The following is a 16,973-nucleotide window of genomic DNA, read 5'->3' as shown; positions in this document are numbered from 1 at the left end:
ATGCTTCATGAATAAAAAACAGGAAAATTGGCTTCTCTCCATGTGGGCCGTCGCGCTAATCGCTACTCTTGGCTCTTTGTATTTCTCAGAAATCAAAGGTTACATACCTTGTACGATGTGCTGGTATCAACGGATTCTTATGTATCCTATTGTATTAATCGGTTTAATCGCACTCATTCAAAAAAATGTTTCCATTGCCTGGACTACGGCTTCGTTCGCTTTTATCGGAGGCTGTATCTCTCTTTACCACTACGGTATTCAGAAACTGACTTTCTTACAAGACAGTGCGCCTGTATGTGGCGGGGCTTCTTGTACAGGTGCTTACATCAATTATTTCGGATTTATCACGATTCCTTTTCTTGCATTGATAGCATTCGCTTTTATTTTCATCGCAAGTCTTGTAATCTTGAAACAGACAAAGGAGTGAAACACATTGAAAAAACTATTAGCTATTGGTGGAATTATTGTCGTGATCTTCATTTTAATCATCGTCCTCAATAATAAATCCAATGAAACAAAACTGGCTGACAATCCGTATGGTACAAATAATCTACAACAATCCACAATTGATTTATTAGACAATGAAAATTATCAGAACGTCGCACTTCCTGAAGATATCTTCAAAAAAATCGAAAGCGGCGAGCCAACAACGGTCTATTATTTCAGTCCGGAATGCCCGCACTGTATGGATATGACACCACGTCTGATGCCTATTGCAGACGAATATGATGCACATGTGTATCAGTACAACCTGATCGAATACGGAGATCAGATGAAACAAGAATACGATATTACATCATGGCCTACACTTGTCCACTATAAAGACGGTAAAGAACAAGGCAGAACAGTCGGTTCACAGCCTGACGAACAAATTAGAGCATTCTTTGACGAATTTGAAAGCAACTAAGGAGACTACGTAGATGACAAGTTTTCATTATACGACTGAACAACCTGGCGAGACGATTGAGAAATTACTTAGAGAACAATGGCAAGGTGGTAAGAAATCTGTTCACCAAATGCGCATGGACAAAAGCGTAACGGATACAGATGGACAACCTGTGGAATGGAAAGAACCGCTTCCCGCGGGCACGGAACTGATCTTCGGCTTTTCTGAAGCACAATCTGCATACAAACCAGAGCCTTCCAACTCATTGCGTGTATTATGGGAAGATGAGCATATACTGGCGGTACACAAACCTGCCGGAGTATCCGTACACCCCGAACAATTACCAGGTACTGGCACATTGATGAACGAAGTCATGGGCTATATCGAAGCAAAAGGCGGCACTTACGCAGAGCATATCCACCGTTTAGATCAGCATACGGCTGGAGTTTTACTGATTGCTAAACATCCGCTAGCGAAAACTATGTTCGACCGGATGTTGGAACAGAATCAAATCGAACGATATTATACGGCTGAACTTGAAGGCCAGCTAAGAAAACCGCGTGGCTCGATTAATATGCCAATCGGTAAAGATCGCTATCATGCAACAAAGCGCCGAGTATCCCCTTCTGGCCAATCCGCCATCACGCATTTCAAGGTGCTTGAACGTAAACCGGATACTACACTTGTTGAAGCCCAGTTGGAGACAGGAAGAACACATCAAATCCGTGTCCACTTCTCCCATCTAGGTCACCCTGTAGTCGGAGACCAGCTATATGGCAGCGAGACGATGTCAAGAGGGCCATATAAGCTAGTCGCGACAAAGGTCGCTTTCACACATCCAATTACATCCGAAATGATTGTAGTGGAAACTGAATAATTTATGAAAAAGAGCTGTCCAAGAGGTCGTAGAGACCACTTGTGACAGCTCTTTTCATTTCTGTTTAGATTAGTGGGAACGTAGGTAGTGACTTGTAATCTGATGATGTTTATAGACAAAAATCATTCACACTAACACCAGACATATCGTTATCTTAAAAGTTGTCCACTTCTTTTCATCTTGACCTGTTTATTGCAATAAATTGACTTAAAACGAATCGGGATCCATACCTGTCCGTTCATCACGGTTTAATGCATCGATCATCGCCATATCCGAAAGGGTTAATGTAAAATCAGCCACTTCACTATTTTCTTGAATACGGTCAAATGATACAGATTTTGGAATAACGATCAATCCATTTTGGATATGCCACCTAATAATGACTTGTGCTACAGTCTTTCCGTGCTGTTTAGCGATTGCAGTGAGTGTTGCATCTTCAAGAATTTGCCCTCTAGCAAGAGGACTCCAAGAAGTTACCGCAATTTGGTGCTCACTGCAAAACTGCCGCAATGGTTCTTGCGTCAAACGCGGATGAAGTTCTATTTGATTGACCATAGGACGAATATTAGCGATCGTAAATATCTCTTGTAAATGTGCTTCATGATGATTGGAAACACCCGTAGATCGGATTAATTTTTCATCATACAGTCTTTCAATCGCACGATATGTATCCACATAACTGCCAGTAACCGGCCAATGTGTCAAATATAAGTCTAGGTAATTCATATCCAATCTAGTCAATGAACGCTCAAATGCACGCAGTGTTTCATCGTATCCTTGATTATCATTCCATACTTTTGATGTCACAAAAAAGTCTTCACGTGCGATACCAGTGTGACGAATTGCTTCCCCCACTGCTTGTTCATTATCGTAAATAGATGCGGTATCTATTGCGCGATAGCCTAGTGAAACCGCTTTCTCGACAGCTTGCATGGTTTGCTCAGGTTCTGTCATTTTATACGTTCCTAAACCGAATTGTGGCATTTGGACGCCGTTGCTCAGTATAACCATTTGATCAAAAATCGTTGACATGAAAAATCCCCCTTTATAAACTTCTAGTGTAATTGTACATTATTTTACAGGAATTACGAATGCTTTTTCGATATAACAGGTTGATTTCTATTGAAAAAACGAATATTATTGTCTATGGACTTTATTATGTTCGTACTATAAGGAGAGAATACACAGTGTTCCAATTAAAGAAAAATCAAACGACTGTCAAAACTGAACTTCTGGCGGGAATGACCACTTTCCTAACGATGGTGTATATTGTCATCGTCAATCCTATTATTTTATCCGAAGCTGGGGTTCCATTTGATCAAGTCTTTTTAGCCACTATTATAGCCACTGTCATCGGTACGCTATGGATGGCGCTATTCGCAAATTATCCGATCGCAATTGCACCAGGCATGGGGTTAAATGCGTACTTTGCATCAGTCGTCATCGGATCGAACGGTCAACTTGACTATTTGGCAGCTTTTTCTGCGGTCTTTATAGCTGGCCTAATCTTTGTATTATTATCAATGACTTCTTTCCGAGAAAAGCTAATTGAAGAAATTCCAGAAAATCTTAAACATGGTATCACGGCTGGAATCGGCTTATTTATCGCATTCATCGGACTGCGTTTATCAGGATTAGTCGTTCCCCATGAATTAAACATTGTGCAGCTCGGTGAACTCACCTCACCTGCCGTATTGCTGACATTGTTCGGACTGCTCGTTACGATTATATTAATGAATCGCAATGTCTATGGGGCTATTTTTATAGGGATGATTGCAACAGGTGTTGTTGCATTTTTCACGAAGCAGTTACAATTCGATGGGGTTATGAAAATACCTCACCTGCCTGAAGGTATTCTAGTATGGAATCCAGCACTCGCGATGGGAGATGTTATTTCATACGGTTTATACGGTGTCGTCCTGTCGTTTCTACTTGTTACTTTATTCGATACAACCGGAACAATGATTGGGGTAGCCAAGCAAGCTGGACTCATGAAAGGTAATTCTTTACCTCGTGCACGCCATGCGCTTCTAGCTGACTCAGTAGCCGCCACAGTCGGCTCAATGGTTGGAACCAGCCCTACATCCGCTTATGTTGAATCATCGTCTGGTGTAGCTGTAGGCGGCCGTACAGGGTTGACTACTTTAACAGTTGCAGTGCTATTCATAGCCGCAGCATTTTTCAGTCCTATCGTCAGCGCCTTATCTGGTGTCGCGGCTATTACGGCACCTGCTTTGATTATTGTTGGTAGTTTGATGATTGGTGCAGTGAAAAATATTGACTGGGATTCATTCGACGAATCATTCCCTGCATTTCTAGTTATTTTGACGATGCCGCTTACTTCAAGTATCGCGACAGGTATCGCACTTGGTTTCATCACATACCCGTTATTGAAGATTACAAAGGGGAAAGGTAAGCAAGTTCCCATGTTGATGTATATCTTCGCGGTACTATTCACCTATCAGCTACTATTCCTGCCTCACTAAGATTTGTTAGGAACCTGTCACACAAAATGACGAAGATTATTTCATTTATATAATTTTTACGGTATACTGTATGAAGGACTATTGATTTCATAGGAGGTACAAACAATGAGACTAATTCTAATTATGGCCGTTTGTTTTGCATTCTTATCTGCAATCTTGACTGGCGGATATGATAACAAGCCAGGCGAATCAAAGACGAATCAAATGAAGTAAATAGAAAAGGGATTGGCCATGAGCCAATCCCCTTTTTTTATACATTACGTTAAATGGGCAAATTTCTGTTGACGAAGTGCTTCATAAATGAGGATTGCAGCAGTATTCGACAAGTTCAATGAACGAATATGCTCATCGTTCATCGGTATGCGCAAACAACTCTCTTTATACTTCTCCGTTATTTCATTTGGCAAGCCGGTAGTCTCTTTTCCAAACACAAAGAAAATGTCCTTATCGGTATCCGAATAATCAAACGTATCATAGCTCGTCTCACCGAATTTTGTAATGAAATAAAACTCTCCTTCCGGATATGCGTCTATAAACTCTTGGATCCCCTCGTGATACGTGATATCCACATGCTCCCAGTAATCCAGTCCAGCACGTTTCAACATTTTATCTTCAGTAGAAAAACCAAGGGGCTTTATTAAATGGAGAGCTGTATCGGTTCCCGCACAAGTACGTGAAATATTTCCTGTATTCGCAGGGATTTGTGGTTCGAATAATGCAACGTGAATCGTCATCTTACTACCTTCTTTCAATTAATGTGTAGCTGTTCCAAAGCCTGTGTAATTTCACTTACTACAAACTCATCTTCTTCCGTAACCAAACTTTCTGTGAGTACTTCTAGCACTTCTGTCGTTCCGATCTCCCCAAGTGCCCATGCTGCTGTTCCTCTGATCATCGGCCGCGGATCTTCTTTTATCAATCTGGTTAACTCCGGTACCGCTGCTTCATCTTTGAAATGCGCCAAAGCAATCAATGCATTTCGCTGAATCGGATTTTTTCCGCGCCAAGAGCCTGACATATAGCCATACTGCTCTTTGAACTGTCGGTTGGATAAGGTCAATAGTGACAGCAACAAAGGTTTCACGAGCTCCGGCTCAGGCGTGAATTCCAGCTGGTGTGTGTGATTCATTCCTTTGTTTTTCGGACAAACCGTTTGGCACGTATCACATCCATACAATCGATTCCCGATCTTATGTCGAAACTCTTCAGGTACAGGCTTTTTTGTTTGTGTCAAAAATGCAATGCAACGCTGGGCATCTAATTGTCCTGGTTGTACAATCGCACCTGTCGGACAGACATCCAAGCATAAATTACAATCTAGACACTGATCTTCCATCGGCTCATCTGGTGCAAACGGCAAATTCGTAATCATTTCGCCCAGATAAACGTAGGATCCGAATTCCGGTGTAATAATTGAACAGTTCTTAGCCGACCAACCGATACCCGCACGTTCTGCTACTGCACGATCTACAAGCTCTCCTGTATCTACCATAGAACGAAGTCGCGCATCAGGCACCTTAGTCAGAATGAATAATTCCAGCTGCGCTAGTTTGTCACGCAACACGGTATGATAATCTTCACCCCAAGAAGCCCTGCAAAACATACCACGACGTTCCCCTTTTTTCCCACGGGGACTATCTGACATTTTCGAGGGGTACGCAACTGCTATAGCAATAATGCTCTCTGCTTGATCTAGCAATAATAAAGGTTCCGTTCGTTTCTCTATATCCGGCTCTTCAAAACCGGATTGATAGTTCAATCGTTGTTGTTGTTTTAGACGATCTTTTAATTTTACAAACGGTGCTGCCGTTGTAAAACCAATTTTATCTATTCCAATGGACGCCGCAAACGTTTGTATTTCTTGCTGTAACTGAGCGACATTCACCATTACCCGCCTCCCTTATGATAAGATGAAGTAAAATTACAAGCAGGTGGTACTGATGCAACTTACTATTGATTCTTCTATATTCACAAAAATCCCTGATTTTAAATTAGGCATAATCTATTATAACAAAACAATCGTCTCTGCATCACCTCAGATGCTAAAAGGACGACTACAATTATTTCAAGAACAATTATATTTCGAACTACTTGATAAAGATTTCGCAGATTTCAATGGTCTAGCGCAATGGCAATCCATTTGGACAACTCTAGGTGCAGATCCATCGACTAAGCCACCAGCTCTTCAATTACTCTTACAACAGATCAAAGATCGTCGCTATACTTCTTCCTTCCATAGTGCAGAAGATCTGAACACGTTCTTTTCATTGCAATACGAAATCCCAACAGTTATTTATGATGCTGACAAAATAGCCGGAGATATTATGTTGTCTGTCGGCAGCGCTGAGGACGGCTACGAAGGATTGAATAATCAATTCAATACCTTTGAAAACATTTTACTCCTAAGTGATGGTTACAGTCCATTCGGTAGCCCGTATGTCGATTCTATACGAACAGCCGTAACAGAGGAAACCGAAAACATCATACAACTGCTTTTCATCCAGCCTTCATTGGAACAAGAAAAGGCTAAACAATTAGCTGAAGCTTGCGGCAAAATGTTTACTAGCATAAACGGAGGAGACTATCAAAGTTCTGTATTGGATAGTCAAAATCCTAACTTTATCCTAACAAAAGAGGTGGAATCATGAATATTACATTAGCTGAAGGCATTAAATTAAAAAGTATTCTATCTAAGCAAATTCGTGAATTGGAAACGGAAGCCCAACGAGTGGCTTTTGTAACGGTTGAAAAAGGCGCACCACGTCCTATAATTAGCCGAACATTAAAGGACGTAGAAGCTGAGATGGAACAAGTTAGACTAGATCAACGCAAACTAGATTATCTCATCTACGTAGCAAACAGCACAAATACAGTAGAGTTTGAAGACAAACAACTACCATTAGTTGAAGCTATCGAACTGGCTATCCAACTGCGTGCAAAGTCTTCTTACTATAAACAATTCTCTTTAGCGAGTAAAGAAGAAATCCAATATGGTTTTGCCGAATCGACTACGATTTATCGTGTAGCATTGTTTGATCCAGAAGAATATCGATTGAAAGCACAACAAGCGGAAAAAGCAGCGCATCAATTATCGAATCGCATCAACATGAAAAACTATACAATCGTTCTTGACTTCGATGGTGCTAACTACTTCTAACCTCAAAAAGGTGAGACTCCTTTTTGAGGCATAGAGTGGGAAATATGAACACAAACTTGCTAAACCCATTACTTGTTACCCTTTACACATTGACCAATGACCTATTACCAACCACGTCCATGGCAATGATCCCTTACTGAGTAACACCCTTTCATATTTCTCCTCTATGGCCTGCTGCCTGTCATTTTGACAGGCAGCAGGTTTTTTTATATTTTGTCACTACAAAAATAGGCGGCATTTAGCTTACCAAAGGTTATCTGGAGAATAGTAAATCAGTTTTTCTTGAGAATCCCATCCTTATAAATAGCATGAATCGGGGTAGACTATAGTGAAATAAATAATTTGGGTGAGGAGGAATGAATATGCAGAACAAGCAACAAGGTCAAAGCTATAAAGAACAACAAATAAAACAGCAGCAACAACAATTGAAGGATAACCAATCGCTAGTAGAACAACAATTCACCACCAAAAAGAAGATGGCATTACAAGCCATGCAACAGGCGGTACAATCACTTCAGCAAATGTCCTCTATGTCAGACTTGGCAACGTTACAACAAGCACAACAACAACTGCAACAAGCAGTTCAGCAGCTAAATTATATGCAAGGCATCTCTATTACACAATCTACGACTGCTGAACAACAGCAATTAGAACAAGTACAACAACAAATTGAGCAAGCCGCGCAAACACTTCAGCTCATTCAATCTCTCAACAGCGGAAATCAAAGCTTTAAAAAAGGGTAAAAAACACATCCAGAACTTTCTACTTTGAAAGTCTTGGATGTGTTTTATTTATGGAATCATCATTTTCTACAATCAAAGAATTCACTGCATCTTTAATTTCTTGATATCCTGTACATCTGCAAATATTGGATTGCAACCACTCCTCCACGATTTCTTCTTTCGCATTTGGATGGTTGGTCAGTAATGCATGACCATTGACGATAAAACCGGGTGTACAAAACCCGCATTGAATCGCCCATTTATCAATAAAAGCCGTTCGAACAGGCGAATCTAATAGTCCTTCAATTGTTGTAATTGGTAAATTAACTACTTCAACTGCCAGTGATAGGCAAGAATGGCTGGGTTCTCCGTTAATAAGTACCGTGCACGCCCCGCAATCTCCATTTTCACACGACCGTTTAGCGCCTGTTAATCCAAGCTTTTCCCTTAAAGTAGATAGCAAAGTATCCGCATTTCTAACAACTACTTCCTGTGTTTCCCCGTTCACATGTAAATGAATAATAGCTTTAGATGTTGCGTTTTGCCAATTCATTCGCCCATCTCCATTTCTTCCATGACGTCTAGTAATACATTTTTCAATACAAATGACCTGTACTCTCTAGAACCTTGAAGATCATCCACGATACTTGAAGGTAGATTGCCCAGGACTTTGTCTATTCTATCCACAATAGGGATGGTTGAATCATTTAGTATCGCCTCTATTTCATCAGATCTGAAAGGATAATCACACACACCGCTAAAAGCAACTCGTAATTGATTTTCCTTCAAAATTGCCGCCACTGACACGACAGGATAGCCTACTTTCGAAAACTTGGTTCTTTTTAAACTTATATACGGCAACTCGATATAGGATGAATCAATAATAATTTGAAGAAGCAGTTCCCCTGGAGACAGTTTCATTTTCCTATCAAATAGGGACTTCAAGGAGACAACTCTTACATCAGTCCCCTTCACAACTTTTACTCTCGCATCTACTAGCAAAAGCGGTAAAACACTTTCCTTATATATCAATTCACTATTAATATTCCCACCGATCGTAATTTTGTTTCGCGAGGTGTGATCTGCAATTTGTTTAACGGTTGCTCCTAGAAATGGAAATAGGTTGGAATTGGTAATTTTATTTAATGAAACTGCCGCTCCAATTACTACATCATCATTTCGCATTTCCAACACATTACATTCGGGAATTCCTTTACTATCAATTATCACATCTGCATAAACCTTATTCGTACGGGCAAAGGTAATAAATTCAGTGCCACCGGAGATGTACATAGCTTTTTCACCTTGTTCATGAACCCCGTTGTACATATCAATTGTTTCAGTAATAGAAGAAGGTTGAAAGTACATAAAATCAAAAGAAATCATTTAGTTCCCTCCTTCTTCTTTTGCCAAATAGATTCTGGTGTAAGCGGCAATTCATTTAACTCCACATCAGCTGCAATGGAAAGACTGTTGGCCAAGCATGCGGGTGCTCCAATAACGCCATATTCACCTATTCCACGGGCACCAAAAGGTCCATCTATTGCGGGGCTCTCGATAAAATCCACAAGATATTCTGTTGGTTGTTCACCATAACGCAACATTGGATAACCCCGAAGGTCTGAATTTTGTACAATCCCCTGTTCATCAAAGACAAACTTTTCGCTTGTCGCATAACTCAAGCCCATATACATGCCGCCACGCATTTGTTGTGTGGCTGTCATAGGATTAATAATGGTTCCTCCGTCAAGGACCGTGACGCCTTTTAAAATAGAATACGTAAAATCCCTTGTGTCTAATTCAATTTCTATAGCTTGTACACCAACCGACCACCACGGTCCGGGCTTCCCAAAACCGGTTTGTTGATCCATCGGCGTTAAATGTCGCTGTATATGTTTCCCGATACCGACAATTTGTCCTTCTATTGAATGCCCACTTGGATACGTATAACCTAAGGAAATATCCTTAATATCCACACCAAATGTAGGATCAGGCTTTAAGTACACCCTTCCACCGCCAACTTCTAAGTCATCAGGAGAACATTGCAACACAACGGCAGCTGTTTTCTTTAACTGAGCAATTGCATGATCTGCAGCGAATACGACGGCCTTTCCCGCCAAGAAAGTTGAACTGCTCGCAACGGTACGCCATTGGTGAGGGTCGTATTGTGTATTGACTTCCATTGTGACATGAACTTTATTCATGTCCATGCCTAGCTTTTCTGCAAGAATTTGTCCGAGTATCGTTTTAGTTCCTTGTCCTAACTCTATCGCTGCACAATTTAAATTCACGCTACCGTCTGCTTCAAAAATAATAATGGCGCCTGCCTGTGCATTTGTAGCCGTCGTGGAAGTTTTCCAAAACGTACTAATCCCTTTTGTGCGCACTTTGTTTTTTCCACTTTGAACTTTTTGTCCTTCATCCCACTTGATTAGCTCTTTAGCACGGTGAATGCATTTCTCCAAATCGCCAATATTATTCGCTGTCAAGACGGTTTGTGTGGGAGTTGTATGTCCTGGTTTAATACCATTGATCATACGAAGCTGAAGTGGATCCATTTGCAACTTCTCAGCAAGCTGATCCATTGTTCGTTCAACTGCAAACGTTAACTCGGGATGTCCATATCCCCTAAATGAAGTCGCAAAAGGATGATTCGTATACATGCAATATGAGTCACACCATACATTTGGAATATTGTAAGGACCTGTACAATCAAGTGCCGCTGCTCTTGTAATCCCCGCAGCTTGATCAGAATACGCACCTGAATCAAGTAAATACGTATATTTCCCCGCAACCAATTTGCCTTCTTTCGTTACCCCAAGTTGGACGGTTGCGTCGAAACCAATACGACAAGGGGCTGTTGTCATATCTTCTTCCCTATCGAACTCCAATTTCACTACTTTTCCACCCACTGCTTTCGAAGCCAAATAAGCTAGTGGTTCCAACTGAACTGTTCCCTTTCCACCAAACGCACCCCCTACCATCGGAATGTGAACGAGGATATCTCCAACCTCGACATTAAAAAATTGGTTGAGTACTTTTTTTATTGTAAATGGAGACTGACTACAAGAGTGGACAATGACTTTTCCCGCTGGATTAATTTCAACTCGTGTACTTCTTGTTTCCATCGCGACATGATCTGAAAGATTAAATGAATACGTCGCTGTGATGGTTTCTTCACTATTTGCCCAAGCCGTATCAAAGTCACCTTTACGAATTTTAATATGGCTACCAATATTTGTAGACGCTTTCGGATAGACATCGCTTATAATTTTCGTGTATTGTTCAGCATTGTCATGTACAAGTGGCGCGTCTTTTAAAAATGCCTGTTGCACGGAGTTCACAATAGGTAAAGGTTCATATACAACTTTCACTTTCTCGGTTGCATGTTTTGCCTGATGTTCATGATCCGCTACGATAATCGCTACAGGTTCCCCATAATAACGGACTTTCTCAAATGCCAATGGAGGCCGGTCTGCCAATATAGGTCCTATATGGAACGGAAACATTTTACCAGTAATAATCGCACGCACGCCGGGCATTTTCCATGCTTCAGTCGTATCTATGGAGATAATTTTTGCATGGGCCTGTGTGCTTTTCACAAGTTTGGCGTGCATAAGTCCAGGAGCTGAGTAATCCCCTATGTACCTAACTTTTCCTGTCGATTTTTCCACCGCATCTATCCGTTGTTCAGGTTTTCCAACTGTGGACCAAGATTTATTCGCCATTCATTTAACGCCTCCTAAACTATAGTTACCGAGCTACGATAATGATTGTGTCCTTATTAATTTCATGAGCTGAAGCATCCATCACTTTCTCAATCGTCATACTAGTTTCTTGTAATTCCTTTTCATCTATCACTACGAATACAGGTGCGCCTCCCCCTTTAATCACTTCCGGCTTTATCGTAATGACTGCAATAATTTCAGCATGCTCATTCCCCAATTTAGTCAACTCCCTAATACTTAATCCACATATGTTTCTTTTATTTTACGAGTTGTGCTTATCCGCTTCCTTTGGCATCCGAATTGCACTATCTAGAACAGGAACTTTATCTAACACTGCTTTAATCTGATTAAAATCCTTTTCCCGTGGCAAGAAAAACAATGCGATTCGTCCGTCTGCCATATCCCTCTTCGTAAGCGGAATTAAAGCTGGTTCACCAGAGTCAAGGTAACTCCCCAGAATAGTAGCCACATGATGTAGCATCGCCTGTCGCTGTCCTAGAAAAGACAATGTAACAATACTGTTTTGATTTTTCGGTGTAACGATTGCACCCACCGCTTGTTCGGTAATGATTTTTCTCGTATCCTCTAATCCCACATTTTTAATTAATATATCGTCAACGAAAAGCGTTGGCCCTTCAAAGCGGATTGCCGCTTCTTTAACATCTGCGATATCACTCAAAAACTTCCCCGCCATATTGAACTTCACAACAACCAGCATGAGAATCCCACCGATAATTCCTATCCAAAATGAAAATACGGCACACAATGTAGTCACAAGTGCCGTGAACATTACTAAATAATTTCGGCTTTCAAAAGCCTGCGCCATTCCTTCAACAAAAGGTGCACCACGCTTCACAAGTTCGAATGTATCGATTTTCTCAAGAGATTCCCTTTCCATTTTTCTAACTTCACGGAACTGGGTCGCTGCAAGGCCAAGAAACGTAACGGCAGTCCAGTCTGATTCTAAAACAGCGGGAATTGCTACAGCACCGATGAAAGCAGAAATGAATCCAAAGGAAAGATGAATAATCCTGCCAGTAGGATAGGTTGGATATTGCCGAAAATCAGTACGTAATAAAAGCATTCGCGCAACAAAGCCAAAAATAATCCCGATGATAACTGGAAGTAAGTAAGTGCCCACATGCAACCTCCTCGAAATAGTATAGATCTTCCATATTCTAACCATCCCAAGCCCAATTTATAATGTGAAGATGATATTTAAAAATGAATAATAGGTTTACGTAATGGATAAGGTAATTAAAAAGGATGAAGGTGAAAAATTGAAATCTATTCAGCAAATAATTGAAACGGTCTTGGTTGATACCCAACCCGCTGTGCTTGCAATGATAGTTAATGTGGATGGATCCTCCTATCGAAAGGAAGGTACGTGGATGCTTATTCAAGAGAGCGGTGCACAAATCGGAATGATAAGCGGTGGTTGCTTAGAAAATGATTTACATGGTCGTGCAACACAATTATTTAGGACAGGCAAAGTGGTTACTGTTGAATATGATTTAAGTTCTGAAGACGACCTTGATTGGGGACGTGGTGCAGGATGTAACGGCGTTGTCACAGTATTGGTACGTGATATTGATGAGGATTTTCGAGATGTCCTTGATTTTCTACACAAGCAGATGCAATCCAATGAACCTACATACTTTCTCCAATCCATAACAGACTACAAACAGTATGGATGTATAACCGCAGATGGAATTCGATGTGGGGAAATTCAATCAGACGTTACACTGAATTTTAATAACATTATACCGTTTCAAAGAAAAGCTGAACAAATGTACTTCGATGAAGAATTAGTATATTTTCAGCTTGTTTGGCCACAACCCTTACTTTATTTAATTGGAGCTGGCCTCGACGCAAGACCACTTGCACGGCTTTCAGAGAATCTCGGTTATGCGGTCCACCTTTTGGATTGGCGAAGCAATGTTTGTAATGAAGTGCACTTTCCAACTGCAACATCTATTCAAATTGGCGATGTTAGAAAGCTACTCTCAAATACAAAATTTAGCCCGTTGGATTCAGTTGTACTCATGACACATGATTTTCAATTAGACGTTGACATTGGACGGCAGTTACTTCTACACAAGTTATTGTATTTCGGCATTTTAGGATCAAAAAAAAGAACGAAGCGCCTATTTGATGGAGTACTTCCAAATAGTGTTCATTCACCAGTAGGATTATCTATTGGAGCGGATGGACCTGAAGAAATCGCTGTCAGTATCGTAGCGGAACTCATTGCTGTGCGACGGGGGAAATTAATATGAAAATCGTTGGCGTTTATCTGGCCGCCGGAAACAGCACTCGAATGGGTACTCATAAATTAGCATTGCCTATTGGTACTATGTCTCTCGGAAGCTTGGCACTTGAAACTGCATTGAAATCACCACTTGACGAAGTCTATGTAATTATAAAAGATACAGACGATATGGAATGGATTCCTTCACATATGAAGGCCCATGCTAAATGCTCAATCATCCAATGCCCTACTTCAAATGAAGGCCTTTCTGAGTCTTTGCGCTATGGCATTCAACATGCTCGAGAACATCTTGCCGATGGCGTACTTGTCATGCTTGCCGATCAACCTTTTATAACGGTTCAAATGCTTTCCGAGATGATTACTTGCATGAGTGAAAAACCCGCCTGCAAATTCGTAGCCACTACATCCGAACAGGCTATTACGCCACCCGTTCTATTTTCTTCCTCCATGTATCCAGACCTTTTGAAGTTACATGGAGATAAAGGTGCACGGGCAATTTTACAAGGTGATTTTCTTCAACAAGGAACGTTTTTGAATTGTAACGACAAAAGACTGGTATTCGATATCGATACAAGGGAGGATTACGAAACTCTTAAAGTATTGGAATAAACTTAACGAGTGAAAAATTTTCTATCCTTTACTAGAAAAACGTTAAATCACTGAATTCCAACGTATTTTAGAAACTTTTATATAAAGCATTGATATAAAACCCCTCATGCCTCTTTAGAAACTCGTTTACTCTATGTTATTTGTTTCTCATTTACTCCTGAATAGCTCAAGATCTACACATTCGCCTATGAGCCCTATTCAGCCACGCCTAAGGTTCATGATATGTATTGTACCAACGCTTCTTTACAAGAAGCCTCTACAGCTCGCTGTAACCTCTTTTGATGGGCAACGACTACTCTCACTTTTTTAAATATAAAAAAGAACACAGCATATGCTGTGTTCTTTTAGTGATACCCGAGGCCGGACTTGAACCGGCACGCCTCGCGGCATCGCATTTTGAGTGCGACGTGTCTGCCATTCCACCACTCGGGCACGTGTTAAAGTAACTATATAAAATTATAAGGCGGCAACCGGAATCGAACCGGTGGTAAGGGTGTTGCAGACCCGTGCCTTACCGCTTGGCTATGCCGCCAACATAGTGGAGCGGAAGACGGGATTCGAACCCGCGACCCCGACCTTGGCAAGGTCGTATTCTACCACTGAACTACTTCCGCAAAACTGACTGGGGTAGCTGGATTCGAACCAACGAGTGACGGAGTCAAAGTCCGTTGCCTTACCGCTTGGCTATACCCCACTAATGGGGCGGACGAGGGGAATTGAACCCCCGAGTGTCGGAATCACAATCCGATGCGTTAACCACTTCGCCACGCCCGCCATGTTATGATCACTTACAGTATAGTAATGAGTGTTAATAATTTTTAAAAAAATATGGGGCGGACGAGGGGTATCGAACCCCCGAATGTCGGAATCACAATCCGATGCGTTAACCACTTCGCCACGACCGCCACAATTATTATTTATTATTTATTTAAAAAATACAGGGGCAGTAGGAATCGAACCCACACCAAAGGTTTTGGAGACCTCTATTCTACCGTTGAACTATGCCCCTAAATGGTGGTGGGGGACGGATTCGAACCGCCGAACCCGGAGGGAGCGGATTTACAGTCCGCCGCGTTTAGCCACTTCGCTACCCCACCAGTAAGGATGCCGGCGAAAGGACTTGAACCCTCAACCTACTGATTACAAGTCAGTTGCTCTACCAATTGAGCTACACCGGCATATAAATGGTGGCTCAGGACGGAATCGAACCGCCGACACAAGGATTTTCAGTCCTTTGCTCTACCGACTGAGCTACTGAGCCACATTTGTTATTTTTAGAAAGACGCTTTTCGAAGCGTATGTATAAAATGGCGGTCCCGACGGGAATCGAACCCGCGATCTCCTGCGTGACAGGCAGGCATGTTAACCGCTACACCACGGGACCTTGGTTGCGGGGACAGGATTTGAACCTGTGACCTTTGGGTTATGAGCCCAACGAGCTACCACTGCTCCACCCCGCGATAATACTATGAAATAAATGGTGGAGGATGACGGGCTCGAACCGCCGACCCCCTGCTTGTAAGGCAGGTGCTCTCCCAGCTGAGCTAATCCTCCTGGGTTATATTGAAAAACAACTCTTGTGAATACTTCATTTTCAAAATAATTGGTGACCCCTACGGGATTCGAACCCGTGATACCGCCGTGAAAGGGCGGTGTCTTAACCGCTTGACCAAGGGGCCATATAGAATGAAAGTGTACATCTGGCGGAGAGCAAGGGATTCGAACCCTTGAGGCAGCGCAAACCGCCTACACGATTTCCAATCGTGCTCCTTCGGCCACTCGGACAGCTCTCCATAATGGCTCCGCAGGTAAGACTCGAACTTACGACCGATCGGTTAACAGCCGATTGCTCTACCACTGAGCTACTGCGGAATAATGTAATGTGGTTATAATATTCTTTATAACTTGTCTAACAGACCAGCGATGTCCTACTCTCACAGGGGGAAACCCCCAACTACCATCGGCGCTAAAGAGCTTAACTTCCGTGTTCGGTATGGGAACGGGTGTGACCTCTTTGCCATCATCACTGAACTGTTTTCAAAGCCATGATTATTATATCAAACTGAGTGAGAAAGTCAATCCTTTTTCATAAAAAGATTTCATTCACTCAAAACTGAATAAAAGACATTGGTGTAGTTCAAGTAACTACTTTTTAAAATAGGTTAAGTCCTCGATCGATTAGTATCTGTCAGCTACATACGTCGCCGTACTTACACCCCAGACCTATCCACCTCAT

The 16,973-nt window shown here is 41.7% G+C and carries 17 protein-coding genes, 16 tRNA genes and 1 rRNA gene; 9 read left to right on the top strand and 25 right to left on the bottom strand.

Translation table 11 applies throughout. The features are described 5' to 3' along the window. The first annotated feature begins 7 nt into the window (after nucleotides 1-7). From CSV64_RS14850 to CSV64_RS14840, 3 genes are read left to right on the top strand one after another with little or no spacing between them, the layout of a single operon-like run. On the top strand, nucleotides 8-427 hold the full coding sequence (locus CSV64_RS14850; protein WP_099635351.1) for a disulfide oxidoreductase: 420 nt from the start codon (nucleotides 8-10) through the stop codon (nucleotides 425-427). 6 nt (nucleotides 428-433) lie between these two features. Then, nucleotides 434-907, top strand: coding sequence for a thioredoxin family protein (locus CSV64_RS14845; RefSeq protein ID WP_099635350.1), 474 nt, complete (start codon nucleotides 434-436; stop codon nucleotides 905-907). A gap of 13 nt (nucleotides 908-920) precedes the next feature. After that, nucleotides 921-1,763, top strand: a complete 843-nt coding sequence (locus CSV64_RS14840) for an RluA family pseudouridine synthase (RefSeq protein WP_099635349.1) — start codon at nucleotides 921-923, stop codon at nucleotides 1,761-1,763. A 207-nt stretch (nucleotides 1,764-1,970) separates the two neighbouring features. Here CSV64_RS14840 and CSV64_RS14835 read toward each other — a convergent pair whose 3' ends face one another. Further along, the gene (locus tag CSV64_RS14835; protein ID WP_099635348.1) at nucleotides 1,971-2,795 is read right to left on the bottom strand and encodes an aldo/keto reductase; all 825 of its coding nucleotides are present in this window, start codon (nucleotides 2,793-2,795) and stop codon (nucleotides 1,971-1,973) included. A 155-nt stretch (nucleotides 2,796-2,950) separates the two neighbouring features. On the opposite strand from CSV64_RS14835, the gene CSV64_RS14830 reads away from it, so the two are divergent. After that, entirely contained in the window at nucleotides 2,951-4,249 is a 1,299-nt protein-coding gene (locus CSV64_RS14830; RefSeq protein ID WP_099635347.1) for an NCS2 family permease, read from the top strand. 257 nt (nucleotides 4,250-4,506) lie between these two features. Here CSV64_RS14830 and trmL read toward each other — a convergent pair whose 3' ends face one another. Together trmL and queG are read right to left on the bottom strand one after the other, a co-directional pair. After that, on the bottom strand, nucleotides 4,507-4,983 hold the full coding sequence (gene trmL, locus CSV64_RS14825; RefSeq protein ID WP_099635346.1) for a tRNA (uridine(34)/cytosine(34)/5-carboxymethylaminomethyluridine(34)-2'-O)-methyltransferase TrmL: 477 nt from the start codon (nucleotides 4,981-4,983) through the stop codon (nucleotides 4,507-4,509). Nucleotides 4,984-4,997: 14 nt separating this feature from the next. Then, on the bottom strand, nucleotides 4,998-6,134 hold the full coding sequence (queG, locus tag CSV64_RS14820; protein WP_099635366.1) for a tRNA epoxyqueuosine(34) reductase QueG: 1,137 nt from the start codon (nucleotides 6,132-6,134) through the stop codon (nucleotides 4,998-5,000). A gap of 55 nt (nucleotides 6,135-6,189) precedes the next feature. Between queG and CSV64_RS14815 the strand changes: the two genes are divergently transcribed. The 3 genes from CSV64_RS14815 to CSV64_RS14805 all read left to right on the top strand — a co-directional run bounded on the left by CSV64_RS14815 (nucleotide 6,190) and on the right by CSV64_RS14805 (nucleotide 8,149). Further along, nucleotides 6,190-6,897: a B3/B4 domain-containing protein gene (locus tag CSV64_RS14815; protein WP_099635345.1), complete on the top strand. Its 708-nt coding sequence runs from the start codon at nucleotides 6,190-6,192 to the stop codon at nucleotides 6,895-6,897. After that, a complete protein-coding gene (locus CSV64_RS14810; protein ID WP_099635344.1) occupies nucleotides 6,891-7,406 on the top strand; it encodes a hypothetical protein in 516 nt (171 codons plus the stop codon). The genes CSV64_RS14815 and CSV64_RS14810 overlap by 7 nt, the downstream gene beginning before the upstream one ends. A gap of 362 nt (nucleotides 7,407-7,768) precedes the next feature. Beyond that, a complete protein-coding gene (locus CSV64_RS14805; RefSeq protein ID WP_233190502.1) occupies nucleotides 7,769-8,149 on the top strand; it encodes a hypothetical protein in 381 nt (126 codons plus the stop codon). A 19-nt stretch (nucleotides 8,150-8,168) separates the two neighbouring features. On the opposite strand, the gene CSV64_RS14800 is transcribed toward CSV64_RS14805, so the two are convergent. The 5 genes from CSV64_RS14800 to CSV64_RS14780 are packed head-to-tail and all read right to left on the bottom strand — an operon-like array spanning nucleotide 8,169 to nucleotide 13,042. Continuing rightward, a complete protein-coding gene (locus CSV64_RS14800) occupies nucleotides 8,169-8,681 on the bottom strand; it encodes a (2Fe-2S)-binding protein (RefSeq protein WP_099635342.1) in 513 nt (170 codons plus the stop codon). Further along, nucleotides 8,678-9,514, bottom strand: a complete 837-nt coding sequence (locus tag CSV64_RS14795) for an FAD binding domain-containing protein (RefSeq protein ID WP_099635341.1) — start codon at nucleotides 9,512-9,514, stop codon at nucleotides 8,678-8,680. The genes CSV64_RS14800 and CSV64_RS14795 overlap by 4 nt, the downstream gene beginning before the upstream one ends. Continuing rightward, entirely contained in the window at nucleotides 9,511-11,856 is a 2,346-nt protein-coding gene (locus tag CSV64_RS14790) for a xanthine dehydrogenase family protein molybdopterin-binding subunit (protein WP_099635340.1), read from the bottom strand. The genes CSV64_RS14795 and CSV64_RS14790 overlap by 4 nt, the downstream gene beginning before the upstream one ends. Nucleotides 11,857-11,881: 25 nt before the next feature. Further along, nucleotides 11,882-12,073, bottom strand: a complete 192-nt coding sequence (locus CSV64_RS14785; RefSeq protein ID WP_099635339.1) for a capping complex subunit for YIEGIA — start codon at nucleotides 12,071-12,073, stop codon at nucleotides 11,882-11,884. 45 nt (nucleotides 12,074-12,118) lie between these two features. Further along, nucleotides 12,119-13,042, bottom strand: a complete 924-nt coding sequence (locus tag CSV64_RS14780) for a YIEGIA family protein (RefSeq protein WP_099635338.1) — start codon at nucleotides 13,040-13,042, stop codon at nucleotides 12,119-12,121. A 58-nt stretch (nucleotides 13,043-13,100) separates the two neighbouring features. Here CSV64_RS14780 and CSV64_RS14775 point away from each other — a divergent pair, with 58 nt between their 5' ends. Continuing rightward, the gene (locus CSV64_RS14775; protein WP_099635337.1) at nucleotides 13,101-14,135 is read left to right on the top strand and encodes an XdhC family protein; all 1,035 of its coding nucleotides are present in this window, start codon (nucleotides 13,101-13,103) and stop codon (nucleotides 14,133-14,135) included. Then, entirely contained in the window at nucleotides 14,132-14,737 is a 606-nt protein-coding gene (locus tag CSV64_RS14770) for a nucleotidyltransferase family protein (protein ID WP_099635336.1), read from the top strand. Before CSV64_RS14775 ends, CSV64_RS14770 begins: the two co-directional genes overlap by 4 nt. A 351-nt stretch (nucleotides 14,738-15,088) precedes the next feature. On the opposite strand, the gene CSV64_RS14765 is transcribed toward CSV64_RS14770, so the two are convergent. The 17 genes from CSV64_RS14765 to rrf form a co-directional block, all read right to left on the bottom strand. Next, nucleotides 15,089-15,169 (bottom strand) — tRNA-Leu (locus tag CSV64_RS14765). A gap of 29 nt (nucleotides 15,170-15,198) precedes the next feature. Further along, nucleotides 15,199-15,269, bottom strand: a tRNA-Cys gene (locus CSV64_RS14760). A gap of 7 nt (nucleotides 15,270-15,276) precedes the next feature. After that, nucleotides 15,277-15,351 (bottom strand) — tRNA-Gly (locus tag CSV64_RS14755). An 8-nt stretch (nucleotides 15,352-15,359) separates the two neighbouring features. Further along, nucleotides 15,360-15,431: transfer RNA gene (locus tag CSV64_RS14750), tRNA-Gln, on the bottom strand. Nucleotides 15,432-15,435: 4 nt separating this feature from the next. Next, nucleotides 15,436-15,511 (bottom strand) — tRNA-His (locus CSV64_RS14745). A 55-nt stretch (nucleotides 15,512-15,566) separates the two neighbouring features. Beyond that, nucleotides 15,567-15,642: transfer RNA gene (locus CSV64_RS14740), tRNA-His, on the bottom strand. A 33-nt stretch (nucleotides 15,643-15,675) separates the two neighbouring features. Continuing rightward, nucleotides 15,676-15,746 (bottom strand) — tRNA-Trp (locus CSV64_RS14735). A 3-nt stretch (nucleotides 15,747-15,749) separates the two neighbouring features. Next, nucleotides 15,750-15,834: transfer RNA gene (locus CSV64_RS14730), tRNA-Tyr, on the bottom strand. A gap of 8 nt (nucleotides 15,835-15,842) precedes the next feature. Further along, nucleotides 15,843-15,915: transfer RNA gene (locus tag CSV64_RS14725), tRNA-Thr, on the bottom strand. 7 nt (nucleotides 15,916-15,922) lie between these two features. Beyond that, a tRNA-Phe gene (locus CSV64_RS14720) sits at nucleotides 15,923-15,998 on the bottom strand. Between the two features lie 47 nt (nucleotides 15,999-16,045). Beyond that, nucleotides 16,046-16,121 (bottom strand) — tRNA-Asp (locus tag CSV64_RS14715). Between the two features lies 1 nt (nucleotide 16,122). Beyond that, nucleotides 16,123-16,197: transfer RNA gene (locus CSV64_RS14710), tRNA-Met, on the bottom strand. Nucleotides 16,198-16,215: 18 nt separating this feature from the next. Then, nucleotides 16,216-16,291: transfer RNA gene (locus tag CSV64_RS14705), tRNA-Val, on the bottom strand. A 50-nt stretch (nucleotides 16,292-16,341) separates the two neighbouring features. After that, nucleotides 16,342-16,416: transfer RNA gene (locus tag CSV64_RS14700), tRNA-Glu, on the bottom strand. A gap of 22 nt (nucleotides 16,417-16,438) precedes the next feature. Further along, nucleotides 16,439-16,530: transfer RNA gene (locus CSV64_RS14695), tRNA-Ser, on the bottom strand. 4 nt (nucleotides 16,531-16,534) lie between these two features. After that, nucleotides 16,535-16,609: transfer RNA gene (locus tag CSV64_RS14690), tRNA-Asn, on the bottom strand. Between the two features lie 43 nt (nucleotides 16,610-16,652). Next, a 5S ribosomal RNA gene (rrf, locus tag CSV64_RS14685) occupies nucleotides 16,653-16,768 on the bottom strand. Nucleotides 16,769-16,973: the final 205 nt, after the last annotated feature.

Origin of the sequence: Sporosarcina sp. P32b (assembly GCF_002743335.1) — a bacterium.
In the GTDB taxonomy this organism is placed as follows: domain Bacteria; phylum Bacillota; class Bacilli; order Bacillales_A; family Planococcaceae; genus Sporosarcina.
The sequence above is the reverse complement of the archived record's forward strand: the minus strand, read 5'-3'. Positions and strand labels throughout refer to the sequence as shown.